The 26,552-nt window shown below is 69.3% G+C and carries 18 protein-coding genes; 10 read left to right on the plus strand and 8 right to left on the minus strand.

From position 1 onward, the window contains the following. Positions 1-112: 112 nt before the first annotated feature. On the minus strand, positions 113-328 hold the full coding sequence (locus BLQ75_RS13535; protein ID WP_092602240.1) for a hypothetical protein: 216 nt from the start codon (positions 326-328) through the stop codon (positions 113-115). A 709-nt stretch (positions 329-1,037) separates the two neighbouring features. After that, the gene (locus tag BLQ75_RS13540) at positions 1,038-2,315 is read right to left on the minus strand and encodes an acetyl-CoA C-acetyltransferase (protein WP_092602242.1); all 1,278 of its coding nucleotides are present in this window, start codon (positions 2,313-2,315) and stop codon (positions 1,038-1,040) included. 315 nt (positions 2,316-2,630) lie between these two features. Here BLQ75_RS13540 and BLQ75_RS13545 point away from each other — a divergent pair, with 315 nt between their 5' ends. The 5 genes from BLQ75_RS13545 to purL all read left to right on the plus strand — a co-directional run bounded on the left by BLQ75_RS13545 (position 2,631) and on the right by purL (position 8,522). After that, positions 2,631-3,968 (plus strand): 3-oxoacyl-ACP reductase, encoded by a 1,338-nt coding sequence (locus BLQ75_RS13545; protein WP_092602459.1) that lies wholly within the window; start codon positions 2,631-2,633, stop codon positions 3,966-3,968. A gap of 310 nt (positions 3,969-4,278) precedes the next feature. Next, a complete protein-coding gene (locus BLQ75_RS13550; RefSeq protein ID WP_092602244.1) occupies positions 4,279-5,142 on the plus strand; it encodes a MaoC family dehydratase in 864 nt (287 codons plus the stop codon). 127 nt (positions 5,143-5,269) lie between these two features. Beyond that, positions 5,270-5,509: a phosphoribosylformylglycinamidine synthase subunit PurS gene (purS, locus tag BLQ75_RS13555; RefSeq protein WP_043569682.1), complete on the plus strand. Its 240-nt coding sequence runs from the start codon at positions 5,270-5,272 to the stop codon at positions 5,507-5,509. Continuing rightward, positions 5,506-6,192, plus strand: coding sequence for a phosphoribosylformylglycinamidine synthase subunit PurQ (purQ, locus tag BLQ75_RS13560; RefSeq protein WP_092602246.1), 687 nt, complete (start codon positions 5,506-5,508; stop codon positions 6,190-6,192). Before purS ends, purQ begins: the two co-directional genes overlap by 4 nt. Further along, positions 6,189-8,522 carry a phosphoribosylformylglycinamidine synthase subunit PurL gene (gene purL, locus BLQ75_RS13565; protein WP_092602248.1) on the plus strand — a complete coding sequence of 778 codons (2,334 nt, stop codon included), beginning with the start codon at positions 6,189-6,191 and terminating at the stop codon, positions 8,520-8,522. Before purQ ends, purL begins: the two co-directional genes overlap by 4 nt. 114 nt (positions 8,523-8,636) lie before the next feature. Here the strand turns inward: purL and BLQ75_RS13570 are convergent, their stop codons facing one another. Next, positions 8,637-9,455 (minus strand): lysozyme, encoded by an 819-nt coding sequence (locus tag BLQ75_RS13570; RefSeq protein ID WP_092602250.1) that lies wholly within the window; start codon positions 9,453-9,455, stop codon positions 8,637-8,639. A 355-nt stretch (positions 9,456-9,810) separates the two neighbouring features. Between BLQ75_RS13570 and BLQ75_RS13575 the strand changes: the two genes are divergently transcribed. Continuing rightward, positions 9,811-11,985, plus strand: a complete 2,175-nt coding sequence (locus tag BLQ75_RS13575) for a putative bifunctional diguanylate cyclase/phosphodiesterase (RefSeq protein ID WP_170837480.1) — start codon at positions 9,811-9,813, stop codon at positions 11,983-11,985. A 170-nt stretch (positions 11,986-12,155) separates the two neighbouring features. On the opposite strand, the gene BLQ75_RS13580 is transcribed toward BLQ75_RS13575, so the two are convergent. Continuing rightward, a complete protein-coding gene (locus BLQ75_RS13580; protein ID WP_170837481.1) occupies positions 12,156-12,947 on the minus strand; it encodes a GGDEF domain-containing protein in 792 nt (263 codons plus the stop codon). 543 nt (positions 12,948-13,490) lie between these two features. Between BLQ75_RS13580 and BLQ75_RS13585 the strand changes: the two genes are divergently transcribed. Continuing rightward, positions 13,491-14,807, plus strand: a complete 1,317-nt coding sequence (locus BLQ75_RS13585) for a glycosyltransferase 87 family protein (protein WP_211481359.1) — start codon at positions 13,491-13,493, stop codon at positions 14,805-14,807. A gap of 214 nt (positions 14,808-15,021) precedes the next feature. Here BLQ75_RS13585 and BLQ75_RS13590 read toward each other — a convergent pair whose 3' ends face one another. After that, positions 15,022-16,503 (minus strand): hypothetical protein, encoded by a 1,482-nt coding sequence (locus BLQ75_RS13590; RefSeq protein WP_139182982.1) that lies wholly within the window; start codon positions 16,501-16,503, stop codon positions 15,022-15,024. Positions 16,504-16,723: 220 nt separating this feature from the next. Continuing rightward, a complete protein-coding gene (locus BLQ75_RS13595) occupies positions 16,724-17,890 on the minus strand; it encodes a hypothetical protein (protein WP_092602258.1) in 1,167 nt (388 codons plus the stop codon). Positions 17,891-18,218: 328 nt separating this feature from the next. On the opposite strand from BLQ75_RS13595, the gene BLQ75_RS13605 reads away from it, so the two are divergent. Then, positions 18,219-19,361, plus strand: coding sequence for an AI-2E family transporter (locus BLQ75_RS13605; RefSeq protein ID WP_092602262.1), 1,143 nt, complete (start codon positions 18,219-18,221; stop codon positions 19,359-19,361). Positions 19,362-19,463: 102 nt separating this feature from the next. Here the strand turns inward: BLQ75_RS13605 and BLQ75_RS13610 are convergent, their stop codons facing one another. Then, positions 19,464-20,660 carry a GGDEF domain-containing protein gene (locus BLQ75_RS13610; protein ID WP_092602264.1) on the minus strand — a complete coding sequence of 399 codons (1,197 nt, stop codon included), beginning with the start codon at positions 20,658-20,660 and terminating at the stop codon, positions 19,464-19,466. Positions 20,661-21,157: 497 nt separating this feature from the next. Between BLQ75_RS13610 and macS the strand changes: the two genes are divergently transcribed. Together macS and BLQ75_RS13620 are read left to right on the plus strand one after the other, a co-directional pair. Continuing rightward, the gene (gene macS / locus BLQ75_RS13615) at positions 21,158-22,402 is read left to right on the plus strand and encodes a MacS family sensor histidine kinase (protein ID WP_092602266.1); all 1,245 of its coding nucleotides are present in this window, start codon (positions 21,158-21,160) and stop codon (positions 22,400-22,402) included. Between the two features lie 227 nt (positions 22,403-22,629). Then, complete coding sequence (locus BLQ75_RS13620; protein ID WP_092602268.1) at positions 22,630-23,307, plus strand: response regulator; 678 nt, start codon at positions 22,630-22,632, stop codon at positions 23,305-23,307. Between the two features lie 672 nt (positions 23,308-23,979). On the opposite strand, the gene ptsP is transcribed toward BLQ75_RS13620, so the two are convergent. After that, on the minus strand, positions 23,980-25,617 hold the full coding sequence (gene ptsP, locus BLQ75_RS13625) for a phosphoenolpyruvate--protein phosphotransferase (protein WP_092602270.1): 1,638 nt from the start codon (positions 25,615-25,617) through the stop codon (positions 23,980-23,982). Between the last annotated feature and the right edge of the window lie 935 nt (positions 25,618-26,552).

Below are 26,552 nucleotides of genomic sequence, written 5' to 3' on the forward strand. Positions count from 1 at the left end.
CACCGGCACCCATAACCGTGATCGTGTTTCGTACGGCCGTCATCCGGACACGGCCACCGGAGGACGGCTCGAGAAGCCGCACCGGGCTTCGTGGGCTCAGGGCCTGTCGTGCTCAGGCCGCCTTCGAGGTCTCCCTGTCAGCCACCCCGGAATCCACCGGGGCGTCCATGGCGAGCCCACCGGGCACGGAGGTTTCGTGTTCGCCGAACTCTCCGTCCGTCGTCGGGGAACGGTTGAAGTGCGGTGTAGTGCGGTGGTCGCTTACGTAGAACACGCTTGCCGCCAGGATCGGCAGCAGTGCACCGATCATCACGATGGCAACGTTCATGGTGCCTCTCCTTCAGGCTGTCCGAAACCTCGAGTGATCATCCGATCACTCAATGTGATCTACATGGGGCCGCGACATCGCCCTGCCTTGCAGGGATGCCGTTATCGGACTCGTCGCTCGCGCGACGAAGAGACACCTCGTCCGGCGCGTGGGAACCCACCCGTTGGGCGAGGACGTATTCGAGTCGTCTGCCTACCGCTCGACCGACAAGCAGACAACGGGGGTGGCGAACTCCGCGATGCTGCCAGGTCGGGGGTCCGACAGCATCGCGGAGTCACCCCGTTCATCGTGCCCGTACATCAAAGTGTTACACCTCCGATATGACGTGTCGTGAATCACATTTAATGATCGGGACGGGATGTCGATCGATCGGGATCGAACCGTGAACACGAACCGGACCCGACACGGCACGGACGGTCATAATCGAAGGTGATCGCGCTGCCGCCGAGGTGCGGAAATCGTGATCGCCGCCGAGGTGCCCACGGGACGAACAGGACCGAGTCGGACGGAATTCCCAACCGGGACAACCAATGTAACCCGGGTCACGAACCCGAGCACGGCGAGCGCGCCGACGCAGCTCGCGCCGGACACGAACACCGCGCTCCACTTCGGACCGGAATCCAGTCCCGACCTCGGCCACGGAAACCGGGGCCTCCGGAGGAGAACCACCGGCTCGGCGGGAAACGGAAGGCGGAAGGGTTACTGCCGGTCAGCGTTCGACTACAGCGGTCAGGCCCTGGCCCCCCGCTGCGCAGATCGAGACCAGGCCGCGTCCGGAGCCCCGCTCGGCCAGCAGCTTGGCCAGGGTCGCGACGATCCGCCCACCGGTCGCGGCGAAGGGATGACCGGCCGCCAGCGATGATCCGTTCACATTCAGACGATCGGTGTCGATCCTGCCCAACGGTTCGTCCCTGCCGAGCCGCTCGGCGCAGAACTCCGGATCCTCCCAGGCTTTGAGGGTGCACAGCACCTGGGAGGCGAACGCCTCGTGGATCTCGTAGAAGTCGAACTCGTCCAACGAGCTCCCCACCCGGTCCAACAGCCTCGGGACCGCGTAGGCGGGAGCCATCAGCAGCCCCTCGTCACCGCTGACGTAATCCACCGCTCCTGGGACGAAGTCGCCGAGGTAGGCCAGCACCGGCAACCGGTGCCGCCGCGCCCACTCCTCGCTGGCGAGCAGCACGGTGGCGGCGCCGTCGGAGAGCGGGGTGGAGTTGCCCGCGGTCATCGTGGCCCCCTCACCCCGGCCGAAGACCGGCTTCAGCTTGGCGAGCTTGTCCGGGGAGGAGTCCGGCCGCAGATTCTGGTCGCGCGTGAGCCCCTGGAACGGCGTGATCAGGTCGTCGAAGAACCCGCGCTCGTAGGCCGCGCCGAGCCGCTGGTGGCTGCGGGCGGCCAGCTCGTCCTGCTCGGCCCGTTCGATACCCCAGGCGGCGGCCGTCCTGGCGGCGTGTTCCCCCATCGACAACCCGGTACGCGGTTCGGCGTTGCGGGGGATGCCGGGCACCACGTGTCCCGGCCGCAGCCCGGTGAGCGCCCGCAGCTTCGCGCCGACGCCCTTGGCGTGGTTGGCGCGCAGCAGCACCCTGCGCAGGTCGTCGTTGAGTTCGATCGGTGCGTCGCTGGCCGAGTCCACGCCACCCGCTATGCCCGATTCGAGCTGCCCGAGCGCGATCTTGTTGGCCACCGACACGACCGACTCCAGGCCAGTGGCGCAGGCCATCTGCACGTCGTGGGCCGGGGTGCGGGAATCGAGTCCGGAGCCGAGCACGACCTCGCGGGCGAGGTTGAAGTCACGGCTGTGCTTGAGCACCGCTCCGGCCACGAACTCGCCGACGTCGCGTCCCGCGAGTCCGTAACGGGCCACCAGGCCGTCGAGAGCCGCGGTGAGCATGTCCTGATTGGACGCCCGCGCGTAGGGACCACCGGAACGGGCGAACGGGATTCGGTTGCCTCCGACGATGGCGACCCGGCGAGTTGTGGACATGGCCGATTCCTCCGCGCAACTAGTCGACGAGCGCCGGCCCCGGAAGGGGTTTCCGGCCTGCCAGCAGAACCCTGCCACCCCGGATGCCGGGGCGCTCGCTCGGCGGAACCGCCCGGATCACCCCTGCGGGCGGCCACGGCTCCGAGGGAGCCACCGCTCGACCTCCGGTGCTCACCGACGCCCGGGGGCGGACGCCCCGCTCCGACGCTCGGACACCCGGACGGGCGCACCTGGCAGAGCACTACTGGCAACTTAACCTACCGACGGGTAGCTTATCCGTCGAGTGCCGAACCACGCATGGAGGAGTTGCTCGTCATGGCGGATCCGTACAGCAAGTTGGTCACATCCAGCTACGGGCGACAGCTGGCCAAACGTCTCGGCCTGCCCACCCCCACTCCGCTGCGCAGGTACCGCCCCGGCGACCCGGTCGTGTCCGGCCCGGTGCTCACCGGCGAGGCCGAGGGATCCCGGCTCGGCGAAGCCGTGTCCGAGACGCTGGAAGCCGTGCACGCCGAGGTGCACCGGAGACGGGACGAGAACACCGAGTACGCCGCCCTGGTCTTCGACGCCACCGGAATCGGTGACAGCCTCGCACTGGGCGAACTGCACGAGTTCTTCGGCGACACGATCCGCCGCGTGGGCAGGTGCGCCAGACTGATCGTGCTCGGCACACCGCCGGAGGAAATCGACGACCCCGCCGAACGCACCGCGCAACGCGCGCTGGAAGGATTCGTGCGCACCGCGGGCAAGGAACTCAAGCGCGGTTCCACGGCCCAACTGGTCCAGGTCTCCCGGGGCGGCGAACGGGCGATCGACTCCACGCTGCGCTTCCTGCTCTCCCCGAAGTCGGCGTTCGTGTCCGGCCAGGTGATCCGTGTCGGAGCGGCCGAAGCGCCCCCCGCCGACGGCTCCCTTCCGCTGCGCGACAAGGTCGCGCTGGTCACCGGGGCGTCCCGCGGGATCGGCGCCGCGATAGCGGAGACGCTGGCCCGCGACGGAGCCCACGTGGTGTGCCTGGACGTCCCCTCCCAGGGGCAGGACCTCGCCGAGGTCGCCAACCGCATCGGCGGCTCCACCCTGCAGCTCGACATCACCGCCGAGAACGCACCCCAGCGACTGATCGAGCACGTCGAGCAGCGGCACGAAGGGCTCGACATCGTGGTGCACAACGCGGGAATCACCCGGGACAAGACCATCGGACGGATGAGCCGCGACCAGTGGGACGCGGTGCTGCGCGTCAACCTCGCCGCCCAGGAGCGGATCAACACCGCTCTGCTGGCCGACTCCTCACCACTGCGCCGAGGCGGAAGGCTCGTCGGCGTCGCCTCCATCAGCGGCATCGCGGGCAACGTCGGGCAGGCGAACTACGCCACCTCCAAGGCGGGCGTGATCGGCCACGTGCAGGCGCTCGCGCCACGCGCGGCCGAGCGAGGTGTGACGATCAACGCCGTGGCCCCCGGGTTCATCGAAACCGCGATGACCGCCGCGGTTCCGCTGTTCGTAAGGGAGGCGGGCAGGCGGATGAACAGCCTCTCGCAGGGCGGACTGCCGATCGACGTCGCCGAGACCATCGCCTTCTACGCCGATCCCGGTTCGGCGGGGGTGAACGGGAACGTGGTCCGTGTCTGCGGGCAGAGCCTGCTGGGGGCTTAGTACGTGTGCGGGACGGGCTGCGTGGGTGGTCCGGTGGCGGAACCTCACGAGCCGTCTCGCTGCGGGTGCCCCGACACCGAGTAGGTACTACGCCACGTCTCCGGCGTCCTCGCGAGAGCACCCCGAGAGAACCCGCGGCGGTGCCGACCGCGAGGGCGGTGGGGGTTCGGCTCGGGCACGTCGAAGGAACCGGACTCCGATCATCGGACGAACATCCGCACGATTCGATTCCCGCGACAGAACACGAACCCGCCCGAGGGCTCCCGGTCACGGAGTCCCGGCAGACTTACCGCAGGAAGGTGAGACGAGGATGCCGACCGAGGAACTGACCGAGTCGCCGAACCTGGGCGCGCTCTATCTGAAGGCCGCGGGAACCGCACCGCTGCGGCGGGCCGGGCGGGACGCCGGCCTGCCGGACACCGAGTACGTCCGCTCCGGGATCACCGTCGACCGCGATCACCTGGCCGAGTACAACCGGCTGTGCGGGTTCGGCACGCGCGACGAACTGCCGATCACCTACCCGCACATCACCTCGTTCCCGCTGGCCGTCCGGCTGATGACCGACAGGGACTTCCCGTTCCCACTGGTCGGTCTGGTGCACGTGGCCAACCGAATCACCAGGTACCACCACGTGCTGGTCACCGACCCCATGACCCAGCGGGTACGGCTGGCGAATCCGCGCAGGCACCCGAAGGGGCGGCAGTTCGACGTGATCACCGAGACCAGCGTCGGCGACCGGCTCGTCTGGACCGAGACGAGCACCTACCTGCGGCGGAGCGGTTCGGACGAGTCCGCCCCGCGACCGGAGGGGGTTTCGGAGGTGGCCGCCGGGACTCCCACAGCCACCTGGCGACTGCCCGCGAACCTGGGCAGGCGGTACGCGGCCGTCTCCGGCGACCGCAACCCGATCCACCTGTCCCCGCTCACGGCCAAGGCGTTCGGTTTCCCCCGCACCATCGCCCACGGCATGTGGTCCAAGGCCCGCTGCCTCGCCACTTTCGAGGGCAGGCTGCCCGAGGCCTGCTCGGTCGAGGTGGAGTTCGCCAAACCGGTGCTGCTGCCCTCCCGCGTGGACTTCACCGAACGACCCGGCGGGTCGGGGAAACTCTTCGCGTTGCACTCGGCCTCGGGCAAGCCGCATCTGAAGGGGCGCTGGAGCTCGGAACCGGAGTGACCCAGATCCCACGCACTCCCCGGCTGCCCGAAGGGAACTCGCAGGCCAGTTACGCTTTGCTCGTAACGCCGACCATCCGCGCCCGCGCCCGTGGGCCGGATCCGCACAGTTTCCGGGAGCGACGCCCGTGGCCCGAGTCGTTGTCGACGTAATGCCGAAGCAGGAGATCCTCGACCCGCAGGGACAGGCGGTTGCCAACGCACTGCCCCGGCAGGGATTCGAAGGTGTCTCGCAAGTCCGCCAGGGAAAGCGGTTCGAGCTGGAGGTCGACGAGAACGTCGACGACGACACGCTCGCCCGAATCGCGGAGAATTTCCTGGCCAATCCAGTGATCGAGGACTGGGCCGTGCGCCGGGTGGAATCGTGAGCGCCGCCGGGGCCAGGATCGGGGTCATCACCTTCCCGGGGTCGCTGGACGACGGTGACGCCCGTCGCGCGGTGCGCCGCGCGGGGGCCTCCGACGTGGCGCTGTGGCACGGTGACGCCGACCTGCACGGAGTGGACGCCGTGATCGTCCCCGGCGGGTTCAGCTACGGCGACTACCTGCGTTGCGGTGCCATCGCCAAGTTCGCCCCGGTCATGACCGAGGTGGTGCGCGCCGCCGACCGGGGCATGCCCGTGCTCGGCGTCTGCAACGGCTTCCAGGTGTTGTGCGAGGCCGGGCTGCTGCCCGGTGTGCTGACGCGCAACTCCGGGCTGCACTACGTCTGCCGGGACCAGTGGCTGCGCGTGGAGAACAACACCAGCACCTGGACCACCCGCTACGAGGCGGGAGCGGACCTGCTGGTCCCGATCAAGCACGGTGAGGGCCGCTACGTGGCCGAGGAACCGGTGCTGGACCGCCTCGAAGGGGAGGGGCGTGTGCTCTTCCGCTACGTGGAGGACAATCCGAACGGTTCGCGGCGCGACATCGCGGGGATCACCGACGAGCGCGGCAGGGTCGCGGGCCTCATGCCCCACCCCGAGCACGCCATCGATCCACTCACGGGGCCCACCGACGACGGCCTCGGCATGTTCCTGTCCGCCCTCGACAGCCTGGTGGCAGCATGACCGAATCCACCCACGAATCCGCGGCGCACGACTCCACCGCGCCGAGCGGCACCGAACAAGTGGACAGTGTCGAGCACGCCGCGCGGACCCCCGAGCTCGCGCAGCCGTACCGCGAGCTCGGCCTCGCCGACGACGAGTACGAGCGCATCCGCGAGATACTCGGACGGCGCCCCACCGAGGCGGAATTGGCGATGTACTCGGTGATGTGGAGCGAGCACTGCTCCTACAAGTCGTCCAAGACGCACCTGAAGTACTTCGGTGAGACCACCACCGAGGAGATGCGCTCCAAGATGCTGGCAGGCATCGGCGAGAACGCCGGTGTCGTCGACATCGGGGACGGCTGGGCGGTCACCTTCAAGGTGGAGAGCCACAACCACCCCTCCTACGTGGAGCCCTACCAGGGTGCCGCGACCGGTGTCGGCGGCATCGTGCGCGACATCATGGCGATGGGAGCGCGTCCCGTCGCCGTGGCCGACCCACTGCGATTCGGCCCCGCCGAAGCCGAGGACACCCGACGGGTGCTGCCCGGTGTGGTCGAGGGAATCGGTGGCTACGGCAACTGCCTGGGGTTGCCCAATATCGGCGGCGAGGTCGTCTTCGACGAGTCCTACGCGAGGAACCCGCTGGTCAACGCCATGTGCGTCGGGGTCCTCAAATCCGACGAGCTGCAGCTGGCACACGCCACCGGCGCGGGCAACAAGGTGGTCCTGTTCGGCGCCCGGACCGGTCTGGACGGCATCGGCGGTGTGTCCGTGCTGGCCTCGGAGACCTTCAGCGGCGACGAGACCGGCAGTGGCCGCAAGAAACTGCCGAGCGTGCAGGTGGGCGACCCCTTCACCGAGAAGGTGCTCATCGAGTGCTGCCTGGAGCTCTACGGTTCGGACCTCGTCGTGGGTGTCCAGGACCTCGGCGGCGCCGGGCTCTCCTGCGCCACCTCCGAGCTGGCCGCGGCCGGTGACGGCGGTATGCGGATCGACCTGGACACGGTACCGCTGCGTGCCGAGGGGATGAACCCCGCCGAGATCCTCTCCAGCGAGTCGCAGGAACGCATGTGCGCGATCGTGCGTCCCGAGGACGTGGAATCCTTCATGGCGGTCTGCCGCAAGTGGGACGTGACCGCGACGGTCATCGGCGAGGTGACCGAGGACGACCGCCTGCGGATCGACTGGCGTGGCGAGTGCGTGGTCGACGTTCCGCCGCGCACCGTGGCCGACGAGGGGCCGGTATACCAGCGTCCGGTGCGGCGCCCCGCCGAGCAGGACCTGATCACGGCGGACGACCCGAACACGCTGGCACGGCCCGGAACGGCGGACGAGCTGCGCGAGACACTGCTGCGGATGGCGGCCTCGCCGAACCTGTGTTCCCGCGAGTGGGTGACCGGCCAGTACGACCACTACGTGCGCGGCAACACCGTGCTGGCCCAGCCCTCCGACGGCGGGGTGCTGCGGGTGGACGAGGAGACGGGACGCGGCATCGCCGTCGCGACCGACTGCAACGCCCGCTACACCAGGCTCGACCCCTACGAGGGGGCTCGGCTGGCGCTGGCCGAGGCCTACCGCAACGTCGCGGTGACGGGCTCGAAGCCGGTGGCGGTCACCAACTGCCTCAATTTCGGCTCGGCCGAGGACCCCGCCGTGATGTGGCAGTTCCAGCAGTCCGTGCGGGGGCTCGCCGACGCTGCCGCCGAACTGGGTGTCCCGGTCACCGGCGGCAACGTGAGCTTCTACAACCAGACCGGCAGCAGTCCGATCCTGCCGACGCCGGTCGCCGGGGTGCTCGGGGTCATCGACGACGTGACCAAGCGGATTCCGACCGGTATCGGGGCCGCCTCCGGTGAGTCGCTGCTGCTGCTCGGCGAGACCCGTGAGGAGTTCGGCGGGTCCGAGTGGAGCAGGGTGGCGCACGACCACCTCGGCGGCACCCCGCCGCGGGTGGACCTGGAACGGGAGCGGCTGCTGGCCGACGTGCTGGGAATCGGTTCGCGGGACGGGCTGATCTCCGCCGCGCACGACCTCTCCGAGGGCGGACTCGCCCAGGCCCTGGTGGAGATGTCGCTGATCGGCGAGACCGGGGCACGGATCGTGCTGCCGGAGGAGGCTGACCCGTTCGTGTGGCTGTTCTCCGAGTCCGCCGGCCGGGTTCTGGTGTCGGTGCCGCGCGGTGCGGAACTGAAGTTCACCGAGCTGTGCGCCGCCCGGGGGCTGCCGTGCTCGAAGACCGGCGTGGTGGACACCGAGTCGGGAGCACTGGAGATCCAGGGGATCGGCGAGATCCCGCTGTCCGAACTGCGGGAGGCCTGGGAGGGCACGCTTCCCCGTCTGTTCGGCTGAACGACGCGCTCGTTTCCGTCCCGGCGGGTGCTGTCGGCACCGAGGTGTGTCGGCGGCACCCGCTCGCCGGGCCGCCCCACCCGCCACCGTCGTCACGCGGCGCGTCGGGACGCCTCACCCACGCGCCAGCCGTCTCAGTTGCTCGTAGGAGCCGTTGAACAGGTTCTTGTCCAGCGGTGACGAGGTGTACTGCCAGAAGGTGTGGAAGCCCCAGCCGTGCGGCAGCGGTCCGATGTAGTCGTTGTAGCGGGCGACCCACAGCGGATTGGTGCTCCCGAAGTCCGCGCGCACGCACTCGTTCCACCAGCTGGTGCTGGTGTAAATGGCGGGATACCTCCCGGTCAGGCGTTGGTAGGTGTCGCTGAAGTCCCGGATCCAGTCCGCCATGGCGCCCCGGCTCTTGCCGTAGCAGATGGGGCCGTACGGGTTGTACTCGATGTCCAGCGCCCCCGGCAGGGTTCGGCCGTCCGCCGACCAGCCGCCGCCGTTGTTCACGAAGTAGCGCGCCTGGGCGGCTCCGCTGGAGCGGTCGGGCAGCGCGAAGTGGTAGGCGCCCCGGATCATGCCCACCTTGTACGAGCCGGTGTACTGGTGGTTGAAGTCCGGGCTGGTGTAGCCGGTTCCCTCGGTGGCCTTCACGTAGGCGAACCGCATTCCCTCGTTCCACCAGTGGCGCCAGTTCACCCAGTTCTGGTGTCCGCTCACGTCCATCCCCCTGACCGAGGGGTTGCGCGCGGTGACAGGGGCGGCCGAGGGATCGCCGCCCTCGCGCTCGCGGATCTGCGAGCCCATCGCGTGGCCCGCTCGTTCTCGCCGCTGCGTTGAGGTGTCCACCGCCTGCGCGGAGGTCCCCAGGAGCAGTACCGTGCCGAACAGCGCTGATAACGCGAAGGTCAGCGCCCTGGCGCGACCACTTCCCCTCGAACGGTGCATGCGTATCCCCTCGTGCTCGTCCTGCGGTTCGGGGACTCGGCGCCGGCCCCGGGGTAACCGCCGTTGTGGAACTCCGGTCGTGCGTGAAAGACTGCGATCATCCCACCGCACCACTGGATATCGTGTTACCTTTTCACCACAATGAGGCAAATCGGACGCCGTGCGTTTCGCGAAACTCGACCCGTTCGAGTGACATGATCAGCCGATTCGATCTTCATCAGCACTTCCCGCCAATTCACAGCGGGTAGCTACCCTGGGTGAGGGCAGGTTCCGCGTTCGACCAACGGGCCGCATCAGCCGTATGCTCCCCCGTATCTGGCGCGGGCGACTACGAGAAGCGGAGGGCGCCGCAGGCATGACCGGCTGGACAGCGCCTGTTTCGAGCGCTCACGACGTGACGGCTGTGGACAGCCAGCGCAGGCGGGACTTCGCCGCCGCCTGGACCCGTGCGCTCGTGGGGACCAGTTACGTGCCGATGACCGGCGCGGAGGTCGAGGAGCTGCTGGAGGGCTACACCGACCGGCTGGTCGAAGCGCTGCTGAGCGAGCCCCAGGACACCGACGGTGCTCGCCAGGTGGGTGCCGAGCTGGTCTCCGTACACTTCACCGGGGCCGAATCCCTGGCGAGAACGATCCAGAACGTCGGGGAGCGGATGCTGTCGACGTTCGGCATCCCGGAGAGCGGCGAGATGCGCACCAGGGTCTCGGCCGTGCAGTCCGCGATCTCGGCGGGATTCATGCAGGCGGCCCGCAAACGCACCCTGGACGAGCAGGAGGCCATCCGCCAGGCCGTGCTGGACGCGCGCGACTCCGTCGAGCAGGCGCTGCGCACCAGCGAGGCGAGGTTCCGGGCGATCTTCGCCGAGGCCGCCATCGGCATCGGGATCGCCGACACGGAGGGGCGGATCATGGAGGCCAACGCCTCGCTGCGGCGAATCCTGGGACGCACCTCGGAGGAGCTGCGCGGGCTCATGGTCTACGACCTGGTGGACCCCGAGGACAACGACACGGTCTGGCGGGTCTACGAGGAACTCGTCCGCGGTGAGCGGGAGCAGTATCGCGTCGAGAAGCACTTCACCCGGCCGGACGGCAGCAAGTCGTGGACGGAACTGATCGTGTCACTGGTGCGCGGTGAGGACGGCATGCCGCTCTACCAGGTAGCGATGATGGAGGACGTCACCGACCGCAAGATGCTGCAGGATCGCCTGCGGCATCAGGCACTGCACGATCCGCTCACCGGACTGCCCAACCGCGCCCTGTTCCTGGAACGGCTCACCGAGGCCCTGCGGGAGGACTCGGAGACCACCGACGAGACCGACCGGGTCGCGCTGTGCTACATGGACCTGGACGGTTTCAAGGTCATCAACGACAGTCTCGGGCACCACGTGGGCGACGACCTGCTGGTGACCGTGGCGGAACGTCTCGCCACCGCCGTACAGGGGGAGGACCGGCTGGTCGCGCGGATGGGCGGGGACGAGTTCGTGATCCTCATCCAGGGCTCCCGAGGCACGCAGCAGGCCATCGACGTGGCCGACCACGTGCTGGAGACCCTGTCCTCCCCGATCCGGGTCGGCAACCAGGAACTCGCCGTCTCGGCCAGCATCGGAATCCTGGAACGCCCCACGGCGGGGCAGACGCCCGCCGAGCTGATGCGCGACGCCGACGTCACGCTGTACTGGGCGAAGGCCGAGGGGAAGAACCGGTGGGCGCTGTTCGACACCGAGCGCAACGCCAGCGAGGTCGCGCAGTTCCGGCTCTCGGCCACCATGCCGGCTGCTCTGGAGCGCGAGGAGTTCTACGTCGACTACCAACCGCTGGTGGAACTCGGCGAGTACGGCGTCTCCGGGGTGGAGGCGCTGGTGCGGTGGTGGCACCCGGAGCTGGGCAGGCTGGGGCCCGACCGGTTCATCGGTCTCGCCGAGGAGACCGGGATGATCGTCTCGCTGGGGCGGTGGGTGCTGCGCAGGGCGTGCGAGCAGGCGAAGGCATGGCAGGACGAGTTCGGCCGGGACGCGCCTTTCATGAGCGTGAACCTGGCCGTCCGACAGTCACGGGATCCCAACCTCGTCTCGGACGTCACCGAGATCCTGGAACAGACCGGCCTGGATCCCGCCAAGCTGCAGCTGGAGCTGACCGAGAGCGCGATCATGGGCACGGCGGACGAACCGCTCGAAGCCCTGCGCACCCTCTCGCGGATGGGAGTGCGCATCGCGATCGACGACTTCGGCACCGGGTACTCCAACCTCGCCTACCTGCGGCACCTGCCGGTGCACGAGCTCAAGATCGCCGGTTCCTTCATGGAGGGATTGGCCGACAGCGAGCACATCGACCCGGTGGACGCCCGGATCGTGAGCACCCTGGTGGACCTGGCGCACACGTTGGGGCTGACCGTCACGGCCGAGGGCGTGGAAACCCACGCGCAGGCCAAGCGGATGAGCGAGATCGGCTGTGAGACCGGGCAGGGATGGTTCTTCGCCAAACCGGGACCCCCGGACTCGGTACGGGAGCTGCTGACCGCGAAGGCTCGGTGAGGCCGTCCCGGGACGGCGGATTCCTCTCGCCGAGTGCCTGCCGTTCGAGTCCCGATTTCCGGGCTTAACGCCCGTCCGAGTGAACCGAGAGGGGACATCCTCGCTCCGGCTTCCGGGAGGGGGCACGCCACCACGAGCGCCCATCGGGCAGGGCGGCCTCCTCCGGAGGATCAGTCCTTCAGCTGTCGCTCCGCGCGGTTGATCACCGAGTGCACCGAAGCGTTGCCGTCACTGGTCACCCAGGAGACCCGGACGCTCGGGCGGACCTGCCTGCGCTGCAACCGCATCGGGCGAACCACCGCACCGCGCGCACCCTCCGCGATCTCGTCACCGGTCCCACTGGGGTGTTCCACGACCACGGCGAACTCGTCCCCGCCGAAACGGGCGACGGTGTGCTCGTCGGCGACGCTCTGCCGCAGCCGTCCCGCCATCATGGTCAGCAACTCGTCGCCCTGCGCGAAACCGTACTCGACGTTGAACTGTTCGAGCCTGCGCACGTCCACGAGCACCAACGTTGTCAGGGTTCCCCGGCACCGGGCCCGCGCCAACGCCTGGTCGAGCCTGTCCAGCAGCAGCACCCGTCCCGGCAGCCCCGTCAGCGGATCGGTCAACCCCCGGGAGTGTGAGACTTCGGCCTCCACCGGCTGGAGGAACATCAGCACTCGTTGCTGCGAGCAGCTCCGGGTCGGCTGGTAGTCCATCCAGAGGTGGCCGGTCGGTTCGCCGTGCCGCGTGATCACCACGGGCGTGGACATACGGGTGCCGGTACGCAGCACCTGGCTGGTCAGATCGGTCCAGTCGGGCAGTCGCGCCCCGGTGCTGTCCCGCATCGCCCAGTCCGCCGGGCGCGAGCCGGTGAGCAGATCCGTGCGATCCAGCCGCAGCAGCTCCGCGGCCGCGTCGTTGGTGGCCAACACCTGACCCCGCTCGTCGGTGAGCATGAATCCGGCGGTCAGACCCATGATGAGTTCATCCCACACCCCAGTGAACTGGGATACGCCAGTGGCATAGACAACACTCATTCGGAGCTACCCTCCCCACCAGATGGAGCAGTGAATTTGAGCCTCCCCTCGCAACGGGATCGAATTCAAGAGCTCCACTACCACACGACATGGTGTTTTTTCGCTGTGTTACTCACGTAGCGTCAACACTTCCGGTTTTTGAAAACAAAGTGTGATGATTTCGCAACATTTCGGAAACGGCGAGACGAACCGTGGCGGGCCACCGGCCGAACGGCTCGACCTCCTAATCTGATTGGCACCTCGACCGCTGTCCGAGAACCCGTCCCTCCCTGCCGGAACGAGCCGAGTTGCCGACGGAACCAACCGGCCCGACCGAGCCGGAGCCGAGAGGTTCCCGAGCGGCGGGACACTGACGGGCGGGGTTCTCGGACCCGGTTGAACCAGCAGGACCAACAGGACGGTGGCAGCGTGCGGCCGACGACACAATTCCCCGAACGGGGATCACTTGCCGGAATGGTGTACCGACACCGAAAAATACTCTGCGTGATCGCTCTGTGTGAGTTCTTCGCGCTCGTCCTGGTCTCGGCCATCGATCCCCACGCTCACATCGACGGCGAGGTCTACCAGATCGGAGCGCGCGCCTGGCTCAACGGGCAACCGCTCTACCACGATCTCCCCCCTACCAGCGTGGGGCTGCACCTGCCGTTCATCTACCCGCCGTTCGCCGCCTTCGTGTTCGTCCCGCTGGCTCTGGTGCCCAAACCGGCGGCCGTCGCCATGATCATGCTCGTCAGCCATGTCGCGCTGCTGGCGACCCTGTACGTGACGCTCCGGGCCGCGGACTTCGCCCCCGCGAACCGACGTCGTGCCCTGCTGGTCGCCGCGGCGGTGCTGCCGCTGGCGACCCTCGCCGAACCGGTGCGCGAAACCCTCACCTACGCGCAGATCAACCTGGTGCTGATGGCGTTGGTGGCGGTCGACTGCCTGTGGCGCGTGGACGGCCGACGCCCGCTGCCCTACCCCAGGGGACTGCTGCTGGGCATCGCCGCCGGGCTCAAACTCACACCGGCCGTGTTCCTGCTGTTCTTCCTGCTGCGCAGAGACCTGCGGGCGATCGTGACCACCCTGCTGACCTTCCTCGCGACCGTGGCGCTGGGCTTCCTGCTCGCCTTCGACGACGCACGCGAGTTCTGGCTGCACGAGGTCTTCGCCAGCAGTGACGTGTCGTTCGGACCACAGTTCACCGGGGACGCCTCGATCTACGCGGGCAACGTCTCGCTGCGCTCGCTGCTGAGCAAGCTGACCGTGCCGGAACCCTGGCTGACCCTCTGCCTCGGCGCATTGATCGTGCTGATGGCGGGATTGGCGATCTTCGGGATGCTGTCCGCGTTGCGTCCGCGTGACGGGCGGCCCCGGGACCACTCGACCGCACTGGTGATCAATGCCGTGTTCGGCCTGCTGGTCTCGCCGATCTCCTGGTCGCACCACTGGGTGTGGATAGTGCCCGGGCTGATGCTGCTGTTCGGACGGGGCTACACCCGTCGGAACTGGCCCCTGCTGATCTCGCTCGGGGTCGCGGCGGAGCTGTACCTGATCGGGCCGCACTGGCTGGTTCCGCAGGGGGACGGCAAGGAACTCACCTGGAACCTCTTCGAGCACCTGCTCGGCAACGCCTACGTGTACCTGGGTGTCGGCTTCCTGCTCTACCGGGCCTGGCTGGGCCTGCGGGAGCGCGGTTCGGCGGATGCTCCACCCGCGTCGGTCCCGCCCTCCGGCGAGTCCGAGGAGCGCGCCGGTTCCGAGGAAGCCGATGCCCCGACGATCGAGGGCTCGGCCACATCGGGCGGTGCCGGGAGCTGAGTGTCCCCTCCGCCGGGCGGCGGGGACGGGAACCGGGAGCGCGGCCCATCCCCGCGGGAGCACCGACCGCACCTCGCTCCCACCGGGTCCGCCCCCCGAACGACAACCGGGGCCGGGGAGTTCCCAGCTCCCCGGCCCCGGTGGTGCCGCCCTGCGAGGACCGACAATCGCCAAACGGTCCGCGCGGGCACCGGAACGCGTACCTCCGGTGTGGTCAGACCCGGCTGTACGCCTGCCGCGGCCACGCCTCGTTGTTCGCGGCGCCGGCCTTCGGCATGCCCTCGGTGTCCAGTGCGGGCAGCGGATAGGTGTGCCCGTCGAGTACATCGGTCTTCGAGGCGCCGCTGAGCACCGGCAGCGCCATCCCCACCGCCGGAGCGGCGCCCCGGGCACTGGGCCGCTCGCGGAACGGGTTGGCGGCCACCTGCTCGCGCTCCGGCAGTGCGGTCGTCAACTCGTCCACCACCCGCACCACCACGGGCGAGAGCTCGGGGGTATCGGTGAAGGCCACCTCGGACGGCTCGGAGCCGTGCTCCGCCAGGGCGGCGGTGCCGTCGACGGTCAACTCGCGGGCGATACGGGAGAAGCTGCCCGTCTCGACGTTGCCGCCGAACGCGTTGAACTCCCGCAGCGGTTCAGCCACGCCGGGGTCGCCGTCCGTCGAGGGCACCTCGCTCACCAGTAGCTCCGGGGCGACCAGCGCGGGAACCTCCTCGGCCCGCTGGAGCGCCTCGTCGGGCAGCTGGAGTGGTGCGGACTCCTCACCCCGGTGGTGCTCGCCGCCGGTCCGAGCCGAGAGTGCCGAACGCAGCGACTCGCGCGGCACCGTGCGCAGATCGGGTCCCGTGTCGAGCCCGGAACGGGTGAGGTCGATCGAGTCGGTGGCGAGCAGTCCCGAACGAACTCCGGGGGCCTCGCTGGAGGCCGTGCCGGACACGCCTCCCCGAGGAGCGGCCAGTTCCGGGGCGACAGCCGGGTCGTGCGCCGGGGTGACCAGCGCGGGCAGGATCGTCGCGGTGCTCTCGTCGACGTGACGCGCGCCTTCGACGAACGTCTCGACCACGTGGCCGATCGGGCCGGACCAGCTCAACGATCGGTGGAAGCCATCGGCGGGCCTGGACTCCTGCGCCGCGTGCCTTCCCCGCGAACGTTCCCGAGGCTGGGCCGTGAACGGAGCCTCGGACCGCACGTTGCCCGCACGCCCCACGTCGGTTCGCCAGGACAGCTCGGGCAGCTTGGTGGACAGTCCAGGGCGGGCGGGTTCGGTCGGGAATCCCTCGGCGGGCCCGGCCCTGGGCGGAATCCACTGCTGTTCGGTGGTGAACTCGGCGGTTTCCTCGAGGCCGGGGGAGGGAACGTCCGTGATGCGGGGGATTCGCTGGGTCGCTTCGTTGTCCCCTTCGGGCTGGACGTCCCGGATGGGTTCGACGACTCCCACCAGGGTGTCCGCCGTGGCGTTCGAAACCGTCTCGTGCCAGCCGCCGTCCCCTTCGGGGAACAGCTCGCCCGCGAAGCACAGTCCGCTGCGGCTGGGAGTGCCGTCCCCGGCCGCCTCGGCTGGGGTCAGCGGGTCACCGAGTGGCGAAGTGGGACGTTCTGGGCAGTTTCCGGACGCCGAGGCGACACCGGTACCGGCCGCGATCATCCCGCCGGTCACCAGGGCCGCTTGCATGCCTCGCCTTGCCCAAGTCTGCATGGAACTCTCCTCCGATTCCTTTCCCGCGATACAGGGGTGCCCCTGAACGCAAGTTTCGAGAAAACTGCGATTGCCGAATGTCCTGATCGAGCGGAACCGGACCACGGTTCCGGGAACCCTCAGGGGGCGGTCATCACGGCGGGTGGCAACACTTCCCGGAAAGACGGTGAGTGGTGATCACTCGAACCGTCCGGGACGAACCGCCGTGGCGAAACGAGAATCAGTCGGGGGTCGTACCCGGCTGCGGACCTTCGGAGTCCGCGGGGTCGTAGACGTTGGCGCGCGTTATGGCGCCGAGTGAGGGGACAGCGCCCCTGGAAGCGGGGAGCGAGTCACCGAGGCCGTAACCGTTGTGCGAGCCGCTGCCGGAAGTAGTGGTGTCCGTGGCGCAGCCGCAGTCACCGGACGGGAAGGGCGGCTTCCCGCCGGGTGTCTTCGAGGGCGAACCGTCGCGTTCGTGGCGTGACTCCTCGCCGAGCCAGGTCCGGCTCCGCTCCGAGACGGTGAACACGGAGGTGGTGCGGGAATCGGCGTCCGCGTCCCGCGCGGTGGAATCCTGCGATGTGATCTCGACCTGGGGCGGCGCGAGACGCGTTCCCGCAGGACGAGTCAGCGGTTCTCCGGGTATGCCGGTACTTCCGGACTCGCCCGCACCGGTCTCCCTGCCCGAGGCGGAGACGGTTTCGCGCAGCGAGTCCCGCAACCCGCCCAGACCGGACTCGACGGCCCCGGACAGCGAGTCCTCGCCAGTGGCACCGGAAACCACGGTTCCCGCCACCCGCTCGACGGGGCGCAGCAACGGATCGACGCCACGCCGAACGTCACGCAGCCCGTCGGAAACGGAACCGGAGAGCCGGTCGGTGGTCCCGGCGAGTCCGCCGGACTCCAGCACCGTGCGGACCGGCCCCTCGTTGGAGTCGTTCTCGGGCGCGGATCCCCCGGACACGGACGCGTCCGACCGCTCCGTCGTCCGACTTCCGGAGTCCTCGTCGTCACCGGACGCCTTGGAATCCACAGTGGTCTTACGGGCGGTTCCGTCCGTACCCAGCGCACGGGAGAGCGTCGACACCGGCCCCGAAGCTCCGTCGGCGGGCTCGGCCGCCGTTCCGGTGTCACTCGAACGGCCGGTGACACTCGAACGGGCAGCACCGTCGTGCTCCGCGTCCCCGGGGACGGCGTCCCCGGAGCCCTCGCCCACAGGACGTATCAGCGCTCCGACCTGGCGGAGCGTGCCGCCCTCGGAGTGCTCCGCCGACGCGACCGCCGACGCGGAGCCGAACAGCCAGGCGGCGGATATACCGGCCACGGTCCCTCCGACGACGACCAGCGCACGCGACAGCCACCGCCGTTGGCGGTCGACCGTCGACCACTGCTCGCCACCGGACATGAACTCCGCGGCCTCCTTCGAACAGCGTTCCCGCCACGACGCGCCACGGATCGGAACGACCGACCGTTCCGTCTCCGAGTCCTACTCGGCCACCCCGAAGCCGGACGACGAAGTCCCGTCGGCTCGGCGGGCGACCGGGTCGAACCACGCCCGGCGGATTGCCGACGATCACTCTTCCAAAGACTCCCCCCTTTTCGCATTCGCGCGGCACTCAGTTCGTCACATCGTGTGACAGATCGGGGTTCGAGCGAGACCACGAGCCCGGACTTCCGCCACTCGAGGCAGTGAATCACCACTGTGATCCACCGGATGCGGATACGGTTGCGGTGTGAGTGCCTTCAAGGTCACGGAGTCGGACGAGGCGGCCAAGGTTCCGACCTCGCTGCGGGTAGCGGCCGCCATCGGCTGGCGCACGTTGGTCGTCCTCGGCATGCTGTACGCCCTCGGATGGCTGGTCGGCAGGCTTTCCGTGGTGGTCATCCCGGTAGCGGTCGCCCTGCTGCTGTCCGCCCTGCTCGCGCCGGCCGTCTCGGCGCTCGTCAAGCTGCGCGTACCGCGCGGGGTGGCCACCGGCGTCGTGCTGGTCGGGGGGCTGGCCGCGGTCGGCGGCATCCTCACGTTCGTCATCAACGCGTTCATCGCGGGACTGCCGGACCTCAGGGAACAGCTGACGGCGAGCCTGAACACCATCCGGGATTGGGCCGCCACCGGCCCGCTGCACCTCAGCGAGGGGCAGATCAACGATTACCTGGACCAGGCGGGGAACTGGCTGGAGAACAACCAGCAGCGGATCACCAACGGAGCACTGGCCACGGCCACCACCTTCGGCAGCTTCCTGACCGGGATGCTGCTGATGCTGTTCACCCTGATCTTCTTCCTGCACGACGGCAGGCGGATCTGGCTGTTCCTGCTGGGGCCGTTGCCGGAACCGCTGCGTTCCCGGCTCGACCTGGCGGGAACGCGGGGATTCGACTCCCTGGTCGGCTACATCCGGGCTACCGGATTGGTGGCGGTCGGGGACGCGCTGGGAATCGGCATCGGACTGGCGATCATAGGTGTTCCGCTGGTGGTGCCGCTCGCGGCGCTGGTTTTCCTCGCGGCCTTCATACCGATCGTCGGAGCGATCGCCTCGGGAGCGGTGGCGATACTCGTCGCCCTGGTCGCGAAGGGACCGATCGCGGCGCTGCTGACGCTGGGCGTGGTCCTGGGCGTGCAGCAGCTCGAGGGCAATGTGCTGCAACCACTGCTGATAGGGCGCGCGGTGCGGCTGCACCCGCTCGCCGTGGTGCTGGCGATCAGCGTGGGGGCGATCGTCGCGAACATCATCGGGACGCTGCTGGCCGTGCCGGTGCTGGCCGTGCTCAGCTCCGCCGTGCGGGCACTGGTGGATAGCGGAAGGACGGAGGACTCCGAGCCGGAGTCGGAGGCGGAGTCGAACTCCCAGTCCGCGACCGGGGAAGCCGCGGAGTGAACGCTCCTCCCACCGCGCGGCGGATTCCCCAACGAACCACCGCGCGGGAGGCTCCACACCGGAGAACACCCGGAGAGCCGGGCGTCCGAGCGGACGCAACCTCTAGGCGAGGCTGACGGCGTTACGCCCACCGGCCTTGGCGCTCAGCAACGCGGCGTCGGCCGCCACCAGCAGGTCCTCCAACTCGTAGCCCACCCGTTCGGTGGCGGCGACCCCGATGCTGACGGTCAGGTCGTCGAGCACGCGGTGGGCTCCTCGCATGTCCTGGGCGGGCACGGACAACGAGGCGGTGGAGCCGCGGATGCGGTAGGCCACCTCGGACGCGGCCCGGATGTCGGCCTCGGGAAGCAGCACCACGAACTCCTCACCACCGAACCGTCCGACCAGGTCGCCCTTGCGGACGCTGCCGCGCAGCATCAACGCCATCGAGGCCAGGGCCGCGTCTCCCGCGAGGTGTCCGAGCTCGTCGTTCACGCGCTTGAAGTGGTCGAGATCGAGCAGCAGGACGGCCGCCCGTTGTTTCCGGGAACGGGCCCGGCTCAGCTCGGCGCGCGCCAGCTTGTCCCAGTGCACCGCGTTGACGAGCCCGGTCTTGCCGTCCCGCTGCGCCGAGCGGCGCCATTGCGGTAGCTGACCGGCCATGTCCAGCAGCGCCATCGGCGGCGCGGCGAGCAGGGCGCTGGCCGGGTGGAACTCCATCGCCACGGCCAGCAGCATGCCGAGGGTGACGGCGACGATGCCCAGCAGCACGTCGATCGGGTCTCCCAGAACGTCGGACCTGGACGCCCTCGGCCTGCGGAGTCTGAGCCCGACCGCCACGATCACCGCGCGCAGCGACAGCAGGGTCACCGAGGCGGACAGCAGCAACACCGGAGTCCACTGGGGATCGTGCCACCCGAGCACGGCACGGGCCGCGAAGGTGGCCGAGACGGTGGCGGCCGTGACGAACATCCAGCGGTGCGGCTGGTCCCGCACGTCGAGGACGCCGTGCAGCGCCGGTCCCAGCAACAGCAGCACGAGCAGGTTCGGTGGCAGCGTCAGCAGCCCGCTCACGAGGTAGCAGATGTGGATCGTCCAGGGATCCCGGCGCACCTCCTCGCGCAGCTGGATGGACAACGAGGTCCCGACGATCACGAGACCCGCGGTGAACGCGAGCGTTCCGAAACGGTGCAGCGTGTCGGCGGCCGGAGGAGCGGTGGTCAGGATGACCACGAACACCAGTGACACCGCCACGGCCTGCACCGCGAGCACGTAGACCAGTGCCGCGGGCCTGAGCCTCCACAGTGGCCAGTCCCCCATGAATCTCTCACTCCTCCCGAGCGGGAGCGTCGCACAGATCCGACCGAGCCTGAAGTCACAACCTGTGATTCCGATACTTCGTGACGTAGCTCTCGTCGTGAACCACCCACCCCTTTCGGATGCCGTTGCCCCCCGAGAGGTTCCAACGGGCACGCCGGGAGGTCCGGGGCGTTCCTCACGGGACCGACGACCGAATCACCACGAGCACGTGGATCACCGATTCCGGAAGAGAATCGGTTCGCCGACCCCACTCCAAGACGAATAAGATTCATAACTGGCTCGTCAGCTCGTCGGACCGTGCGGAGGTGAGATCGCGTCGCGGGACGCGAACCGTCACGAGAGCCCACGACCGAGACACCGAAGACTGGAACGAAGTGCCCCGCGCTCTCGTCGATAGGTATGGCCCTGGCAAGTTCGCCGGAAAGGAACGCCGAAGAGTGGGCAGCACGGGTAACGACAGCACGGACGGACTCCGAGACCGGACCAGATGGTCGAGGATGTGGCGAACACTCACCACGACCGGCGGTTCCGAACAAGCCACCCCGCCGCACGGCAACACCCCCGACGAACAGGCGGAACCCGTCCCGGACGGCCGAATCCCGCTGTGGCGCGCGCACAACGGGCTGCGCGTGCTGGCCCTGATCTACGCCTTCACCTGGTTCTGCGTCCTGCTTCCCGAGTACCGCAGTCCGGTGGGGGCATCGGTGATCATGGCGGCGATGGTGTGCTGGACCACCTACACCATCTGGCGGTACAGCAAGCCTTCCGGACGCACGAGAACGCTGGTGCTGGTGGACCAGGCCGTCACGATGACGCTGTTCGGACTCTGCTACTTCGTGCTGACCGAGCACCAGATGGACCAGGGACTGCCGACGGTGGTCACCATCTGGCACGCCTCCATGGTCACCGTCGCGGCGGTACGGTTCGGCATCCCTGGAGGATTCGCCAGCGGCGCCGTCGCGGCGGCCGCCAACTTCGCCATGCGCGGCTACATCGACGCCAACATGTGGATGGACACGGTGCTGCACCTGGCGATCGGCCTGCTGCTGGGCCTCGCCTCCGAGACCGCCGAACATTCCACGCGACGTCTCGCGAGGGCACTGCGCACCGAGGCGGCCACGGCCGAACGCGAACGGCTGGCGCGGGACATCCACGACAGCGTGCTGCAGGTGCTGGCGCGAGTGCGCAGGAGAGGCGGCGAACTCGGCGGCGAAGCCGCCGAACTCGCCGCCCTCGCCGGGGAGCAGGAAACGGCGCTGCGCAATCTGATCTCCACCGGTCCGGCCGAACGGGGCGAGACGAGCACCGACCTGGCCGCACGGCTGCGGGTACTCGCCGGAACGAGGGTGAACGTCTCGGTACCGGCCACCGAGGTCACGCTGCCGGCGGAGACGGTCTCCGCGTTGTTCTCGGTCACCCGCGAAGCCGTCCAGAACGTCGAGGACCACACCGGACCGGAGACGCACACCTGGGTGCTGTTGGAGGACCTGGGCTCCGAGATCGTACTCAGCATCCGGGACAACGGCCCGGGAATCCCGGACGGAAGGCTGGAGGAAGCGGCAGCGGCGGGAAGAATGGGTGTCGCGCAGTCGATCCGTGGCCGAGTGGAGAGCCTCGGTGGAAGTATCGCGCTGGACACTTCGGTGGGTGAGGGCACCGAGTGGGAGATCCGCCTCACTCGCGCCGACGGACGGGAGAACGACCACGCGCACAGTGGTGAACGGGCGCGGGAGAAGCACTGACCGCACTCCTCCGCCCGCCACGGCGGAGCACTCGCCCCCACGAGCACTCGCTCCGGGAAACCCACGTCGAACGGGCGTTCCCGGTACGCACCCGGGCTCCTCGTGGGAGCGTGGCAGAGCAGGACCCGAGACGGTGCGAGCCGCGAGGGTGGTCGCGCTGCCCGGCGCGCCGGAACCCCGCTCCGGCTCGCCGAGACGGCGGGAAGGCATCAGTGAGGAGCGAGAGCATGACTGGCTCGGAGATTTCGGTAATGGTGGTCGACGACCACCCGATCTGGCGAGACGGGGTGGCGCGTGATCTGACCGAACGGGGGTTCCGGATAAGCGCGACCACCGGCGATGCCGTCTCGGCACTGCGCATCTCGCGAACCGTGCACCCCGACGTGGTGCTGATGGACCTCAATCTGGGAGACACCTCGGGCGTGGAGGCCACACGCCAGATCACCCAGGAGATTCCCGGAACCAGAGTGCTGGTGCTCTCCGCCAGCGGGGAGCACGCGGACGTGCTGGAGGCGGTCAAGGCCGGGGCCTCCGGGTACCTGGTGAAGTCGGCCTCCGTTGACGAGCTGGTGGACGCGGTGCGGCGCACCGCCGTGGGGGACGCGGTGTTCACCGCCGGTCTGGCGGGTCTGGTGCTCGGGGAGTACCGGCGCATGGCGGTGACCCCCGGCGACTCGGACCCCGAACCACCGCGGCTGACCGACCGGGAAACGGACGTGCTGCGCCAGGTCGCCAAGGGCCTCACCGCGCGCCAGATCGCGAACAAGCTGGTGATCTCGCATCGCACGGTCGAGAACCACGTGCAGTCCACACTGCGCAAACTGCAGTTGCACAATCGCGTGGAACTCGCCCGCTACGCGATCGAGCACGGCCTGGACCAGGAGGGCGAGGCATCATCCGAGTGACGCACGACATGCTCCCGTTGCCCCGTCCGGGGACGGAGGCAACCGGTTCCGATCAGCTCACTCCGGCCTGAAGGCCGGAGCTTGCGCCGATTCCCAGGTCACCGGTAGGGGCATCCACCTCGTGGGAGCGGCTACCGCTGGTTCGAACTCCGCCGAGGCACCCCGCGAGCCGGCCGATCGGCCCCCTTCTCCCGGAGCCCGGGGACGACGCCGGGGACCGGAGAAGTGGCCGAGCTCCTCGCCGGTGTCGCCGATGACGTGGCCACAGCACCGTGACGATGTAGCACAGCCCCGAGAACCGGCGCGGATCCACCCGCCGCGTTCGGGTCACCGAACGTGCCGAAACCGGCCGGTTCGTGCGGGGCGCGGCGGTGCGCGACGTCGAGATTCCCTCGGGCGGGGACTTCACCACCACCGACGCCCGGTGGGCCGCGTTCGTCGACGCGATGAAGGCCGTGCGGTTCGAGCGGCCGGACCGACAGGAGCCGCTCAGGTTCACCGAGGTCGCCCTCCGGTGCCGCGAAGCACTACCCACTGTGGTCGCGAGTGTTCGGGACGGACTCCACCTGTCGGCGCTGGTGGCGCCCGCCCCGGCAACGATTCCCGTTCCGAGAGCCGCTTCGGCGATCGAACCGGCCCCGGATCGGACGAGTCGTACCGGCCCCTCCGGACCTACTCGAACGCCGCACGCGCCGCGGCCTTGGCCGTGGCGACGTCCGGCGCGGCCAACGCGTCCCTGGCCGCCCGCTCACAGGCCCGCAGCGACACCCCAGCCAGCGCGGATCCCACGGCGGGAACGGCCGTGGCGACCATGGAGAGGCTGCGCACGCCGAGCCCCACGAGCACCCGGCCCAACAGCGGATCGGCAGCCGCCTCACCGCACACTCCGACCGGCTTGCCCGTCTCGGCACCTGCCCTGCCGATCATCGCGATCAACCGCAGCAGGGCCGGCTGCCAGGGATCGTTCAGCCCCGCCAGCGCACCGAGCTGCCGATCGGCGGCGAACACGTACTGCGCCAGGTCGTTGGTACCGACACTGACGAAATCGACCGCCTCGAGCAGCTCGGAGGCGATCAACGCTGCCGCGGGGATCTCGACCATCACCCCCGCCCGCGTGATTCCCGCCGTCCTGGCCCGCTCGGTGAACCAGGCCGCCTCCTCCGGGGTAGCCACCATCGGGGCCATCACCGAGACCTCGGCTCCCGAGTCCTCGGCGGCCGCGGCGATGGCCTCCAGCTGCCGGTCGAGCACGTCCGGCCGGTCGAACGCCACCCGCAGACCGCGCACCCCCAGGGCCGGGTTCGGCTCGGCACCGGTGTCCAGGAAGCCCAACGGCTTGTCGGCCCCCGCGTCCAGCGTCCGCACCACCACCGGTTTGCCCGCGAAGGGTTCGAGCACCTCCGCGTAGGCGGCGCGCTGCGTGGCGACGTCCGGTTCGTCCTGCGCCGCGAGGTAGCAGAACTCGGTGCGGAACAACCCGACCCCCTCCGCCCCCGCGGAGACGGCGGCCGTGGTGTCCGCCGCCGCGCCCACGTTGGCCAGGATCTTGACCCGCTCCCCGTCCGAGGTTCCGCCGTCGCCGGTCCACCCGGTCGTGTCGATCCGTTCGGGGGAACGCACCTCGACCGGCTCCTCCGACAGCGAGACGGTGCCACCGTCCCCGTCCACCTCCGCCGCGACCGCCGAGGTCTCCGCCAGCAGCCCGCGTACCGCGACCACGGCGGGGATGCCGAGCGAGCGGGCGAGGATGGCGGTGTGGCTGGTGGGGCCGCCCTCCTCGGTCACCAGGGCGAGCACCAGATCCGGATCGAGGTCGGCGGTGTCCGCCGGAGCCAGGTCGCGGGCCAGCAGCACGCTGGGTTCCAGCAGGGTGGGTACGCCGGGAGGCCGCACCCCGAGCAGCTCGGCGATGATCCTGTCCCGCACGTCGTGCACGTCACGCACCCGCTCGGCCAGGTACCCACCGGTGGCTCGCAGCGATTCGGCGAACTCGTTGGCGGCCTCCAGCACAGCGCGGGGGGCGGGCAGTCCGCGCTGGTTGACCAGCTGCTCGGCGCGGGAACTCAGCGAGGGGTCCATCGCCATGGCGGCGGTGGTCTCCAGCACCGCCTTGGCGTCGCCCTCGACCCCGGCGGCGCGCGCGAACAGACCGTTGGCCACTGTCTCGGCGGCGGGTGAGATGCGCGCGGCCTCGGCTGACGGATCCGTCACCGCGGGGGAAGCGGGGGGTTCCGGCAACGGCTCGGCGACCCGGACGACCGGGCCCGCGGCTCGACCATCGCTGACACCGACACCACTCAATCTCAACATGGTCTAGACCATACCTCTCGAACGGGAGTTCCCGCGACGCCGAACCTCGCGCCGCCCACAGGCACACGGCACCACGAAACCGCCCCGGACGAAACCGGACCTCCCTCAAGCCGGAGCGAACAGCACCGGGCACGGAAGGGAACTTACTTCACTCGAACGGAGCAACCGATCATCGACAATAGGTAACTCCTGAGTAGCCGCACGGATCCCCATCCCTCGTACTGACCAGCAGGCTGGAGACATGACACAACGAAATGTGACGCACTCGCGAACCATCGAGCCCACCCCGGCACACGTGGTGGGCACGGCCGACCGCACTTGCCGAGCGGTACTGGGCGAGCCGGTGGACACCAGCGCCGTTCCCCCGGAGACGATCCCGAAGGCAGCCACCGCGAGCACCCCCCGGAGTGCCGTGAGGAACACGACGAGCACTCGGCGGATGCTCGCGGTTCGGCTCCCCGACCCCGGCGGACGGTTACCCAGACACCACTTCGACTCTCGGGGACGGCACCCGGGAACGGGGCGCCGTCCTGTCGGAACCGGTTGAGCACTTTCGCACGATTCGCGGATTTCGAACCGAATCCCGCCGCCTGATACACCCCCAATCGGGGGTTATTGGGCACGAAGTCGCATCATTTCCGGCTTCGTTGGCGTCACACTGGAATGGTTGCAGCTCGTCGATATCGCGCCATCGGCGATCGCAACAGCCGGGGCCGGTCGTGAAGCCCCCCGTACGGCCGACCCCGGCCTTCGACCACGGTCGTCGAACCCGCCCACCGGGATTTGAGAACCACCGCGAACGAGCCGGGCGTCCGTCGAAGTGGTACGGCGTCCCTTTCCGCCCCGGAACCTTCCGGTCCGGACAGGACGGACAGACCGTTCCGGAGCGGGGTACCGCCGCCGTGCGCGGACGGAAGCCGCACCGCATCGGAACG

It is taken from the genome of Actinopolyspora xinjiangensis, from assembly GCF_900104475.1.
GTDB classification, from domain to species: domain Bacteria; phylum Actinomycetota; class Actinomycetes; order Mycobacteriales; family Pseudonocardiaceae; genus Actinopolyspora; species Actinopolyspora xinjiangensis.

Bases quoted from the DNA above. Each gene is read 5' to 3' on its own strand.
- BLQ75_RS13575 (WP_170837480.1), top strand. From the start codon at position 9,811: ATGACCGGCTGGACAGCGCCTGTTTCGAGCGCTCACGACGTGACGGCT.
- ptsP (WP_092602270.1), bottom strand. From the start codon at position 25,617: ATGTTGAGATTGAGTGGTGTCGGTGTCAGCGATGGTCGAGCCGCGGGC.
- BLQ75_RS13535 (WP_092602240.1), bottom strand. From the start codon at position 328: ATGAACGTTGCCATCGTGATGATCGGTGCACTGCTGCCGATCCTGGCG.
- BLQ75_RS13590 (WP_139182982.1), bottom strand. From the start codon at position 16,503: ATGCAGACTTGGGCAAGGCGAGGCATGCAAGCGGCCCTGGTGACCGGC.
- purL (WP_092602248.1), top strand. From the start codon at position 6,189: ATGACCGAATCCACCCACGAATCCGCGGCGCACGACTCCACCGCGCCG.
- BLQ75_RS13610 (WP_092602264.1), bottom strand. From the start codon at position 20,660: ATGGGGGACTGGCCACTGTGGAGGCTCAGGCCCGCGGCACTGGTCTAC.
- BLQ75_RS13580 (WP_170837481.1), bottom strand. From the start codon at position 12,947: ATGGGTCTGACCGCCGGATTCATGCTCACCGACGAGCGGGGTCAGGTG.
- BLQ75_RS13545 (WP_092602459.1), top strand. From the start codon at position 2,631: ATGGCGGATCCGTACAGCAAGTTGGTCACATCCAGCTACGGGCGACAG.
- BLQ75_RS13570 (WP_092602250.1), bottom strand. From the start codon at position 9,455: ATGCACCGTTCGAGGGGAAGTGGTCGCGCCAGGGCGCTGACCTTCGCG.
- BLQ75_RS13550 (WP_092602244.1), top strand. From the start codon at position 4,279: ATGCCGACCGAGGAACTGACCGAGTCGCCGAACCTGGGCGCGCTCTAT.
- BLQ75_RS13620 (WP_092602268.1), top strand. From the start codon at position 22,630: ATGACTGGCTCGGAGATTTCGGTAATGGTGGTCGACGACCACCCGATC.
- BLQ75_RS13540 (WP_092602242.1), bottom strand. From the start codon at position 2,315: ATGTCCACAACTCGCCGGGTCGCCATCGTCGGAGGCAACCGAATCCCG.
- BLQ75_RS13595 (WP_092602258.1), bottom strand. From the start codon at position 17,890: ATGTCCGGTGGCGAGCAGTGGTCGACGGTCGACCGCCAACGGCGGTGG.
- macS (WP_092602266.1), top strand. From the start codon at position 21,158: ATGTGGCGAACACTCACCACGACCGGCGGTTCCGAACAAGCCACCCCG.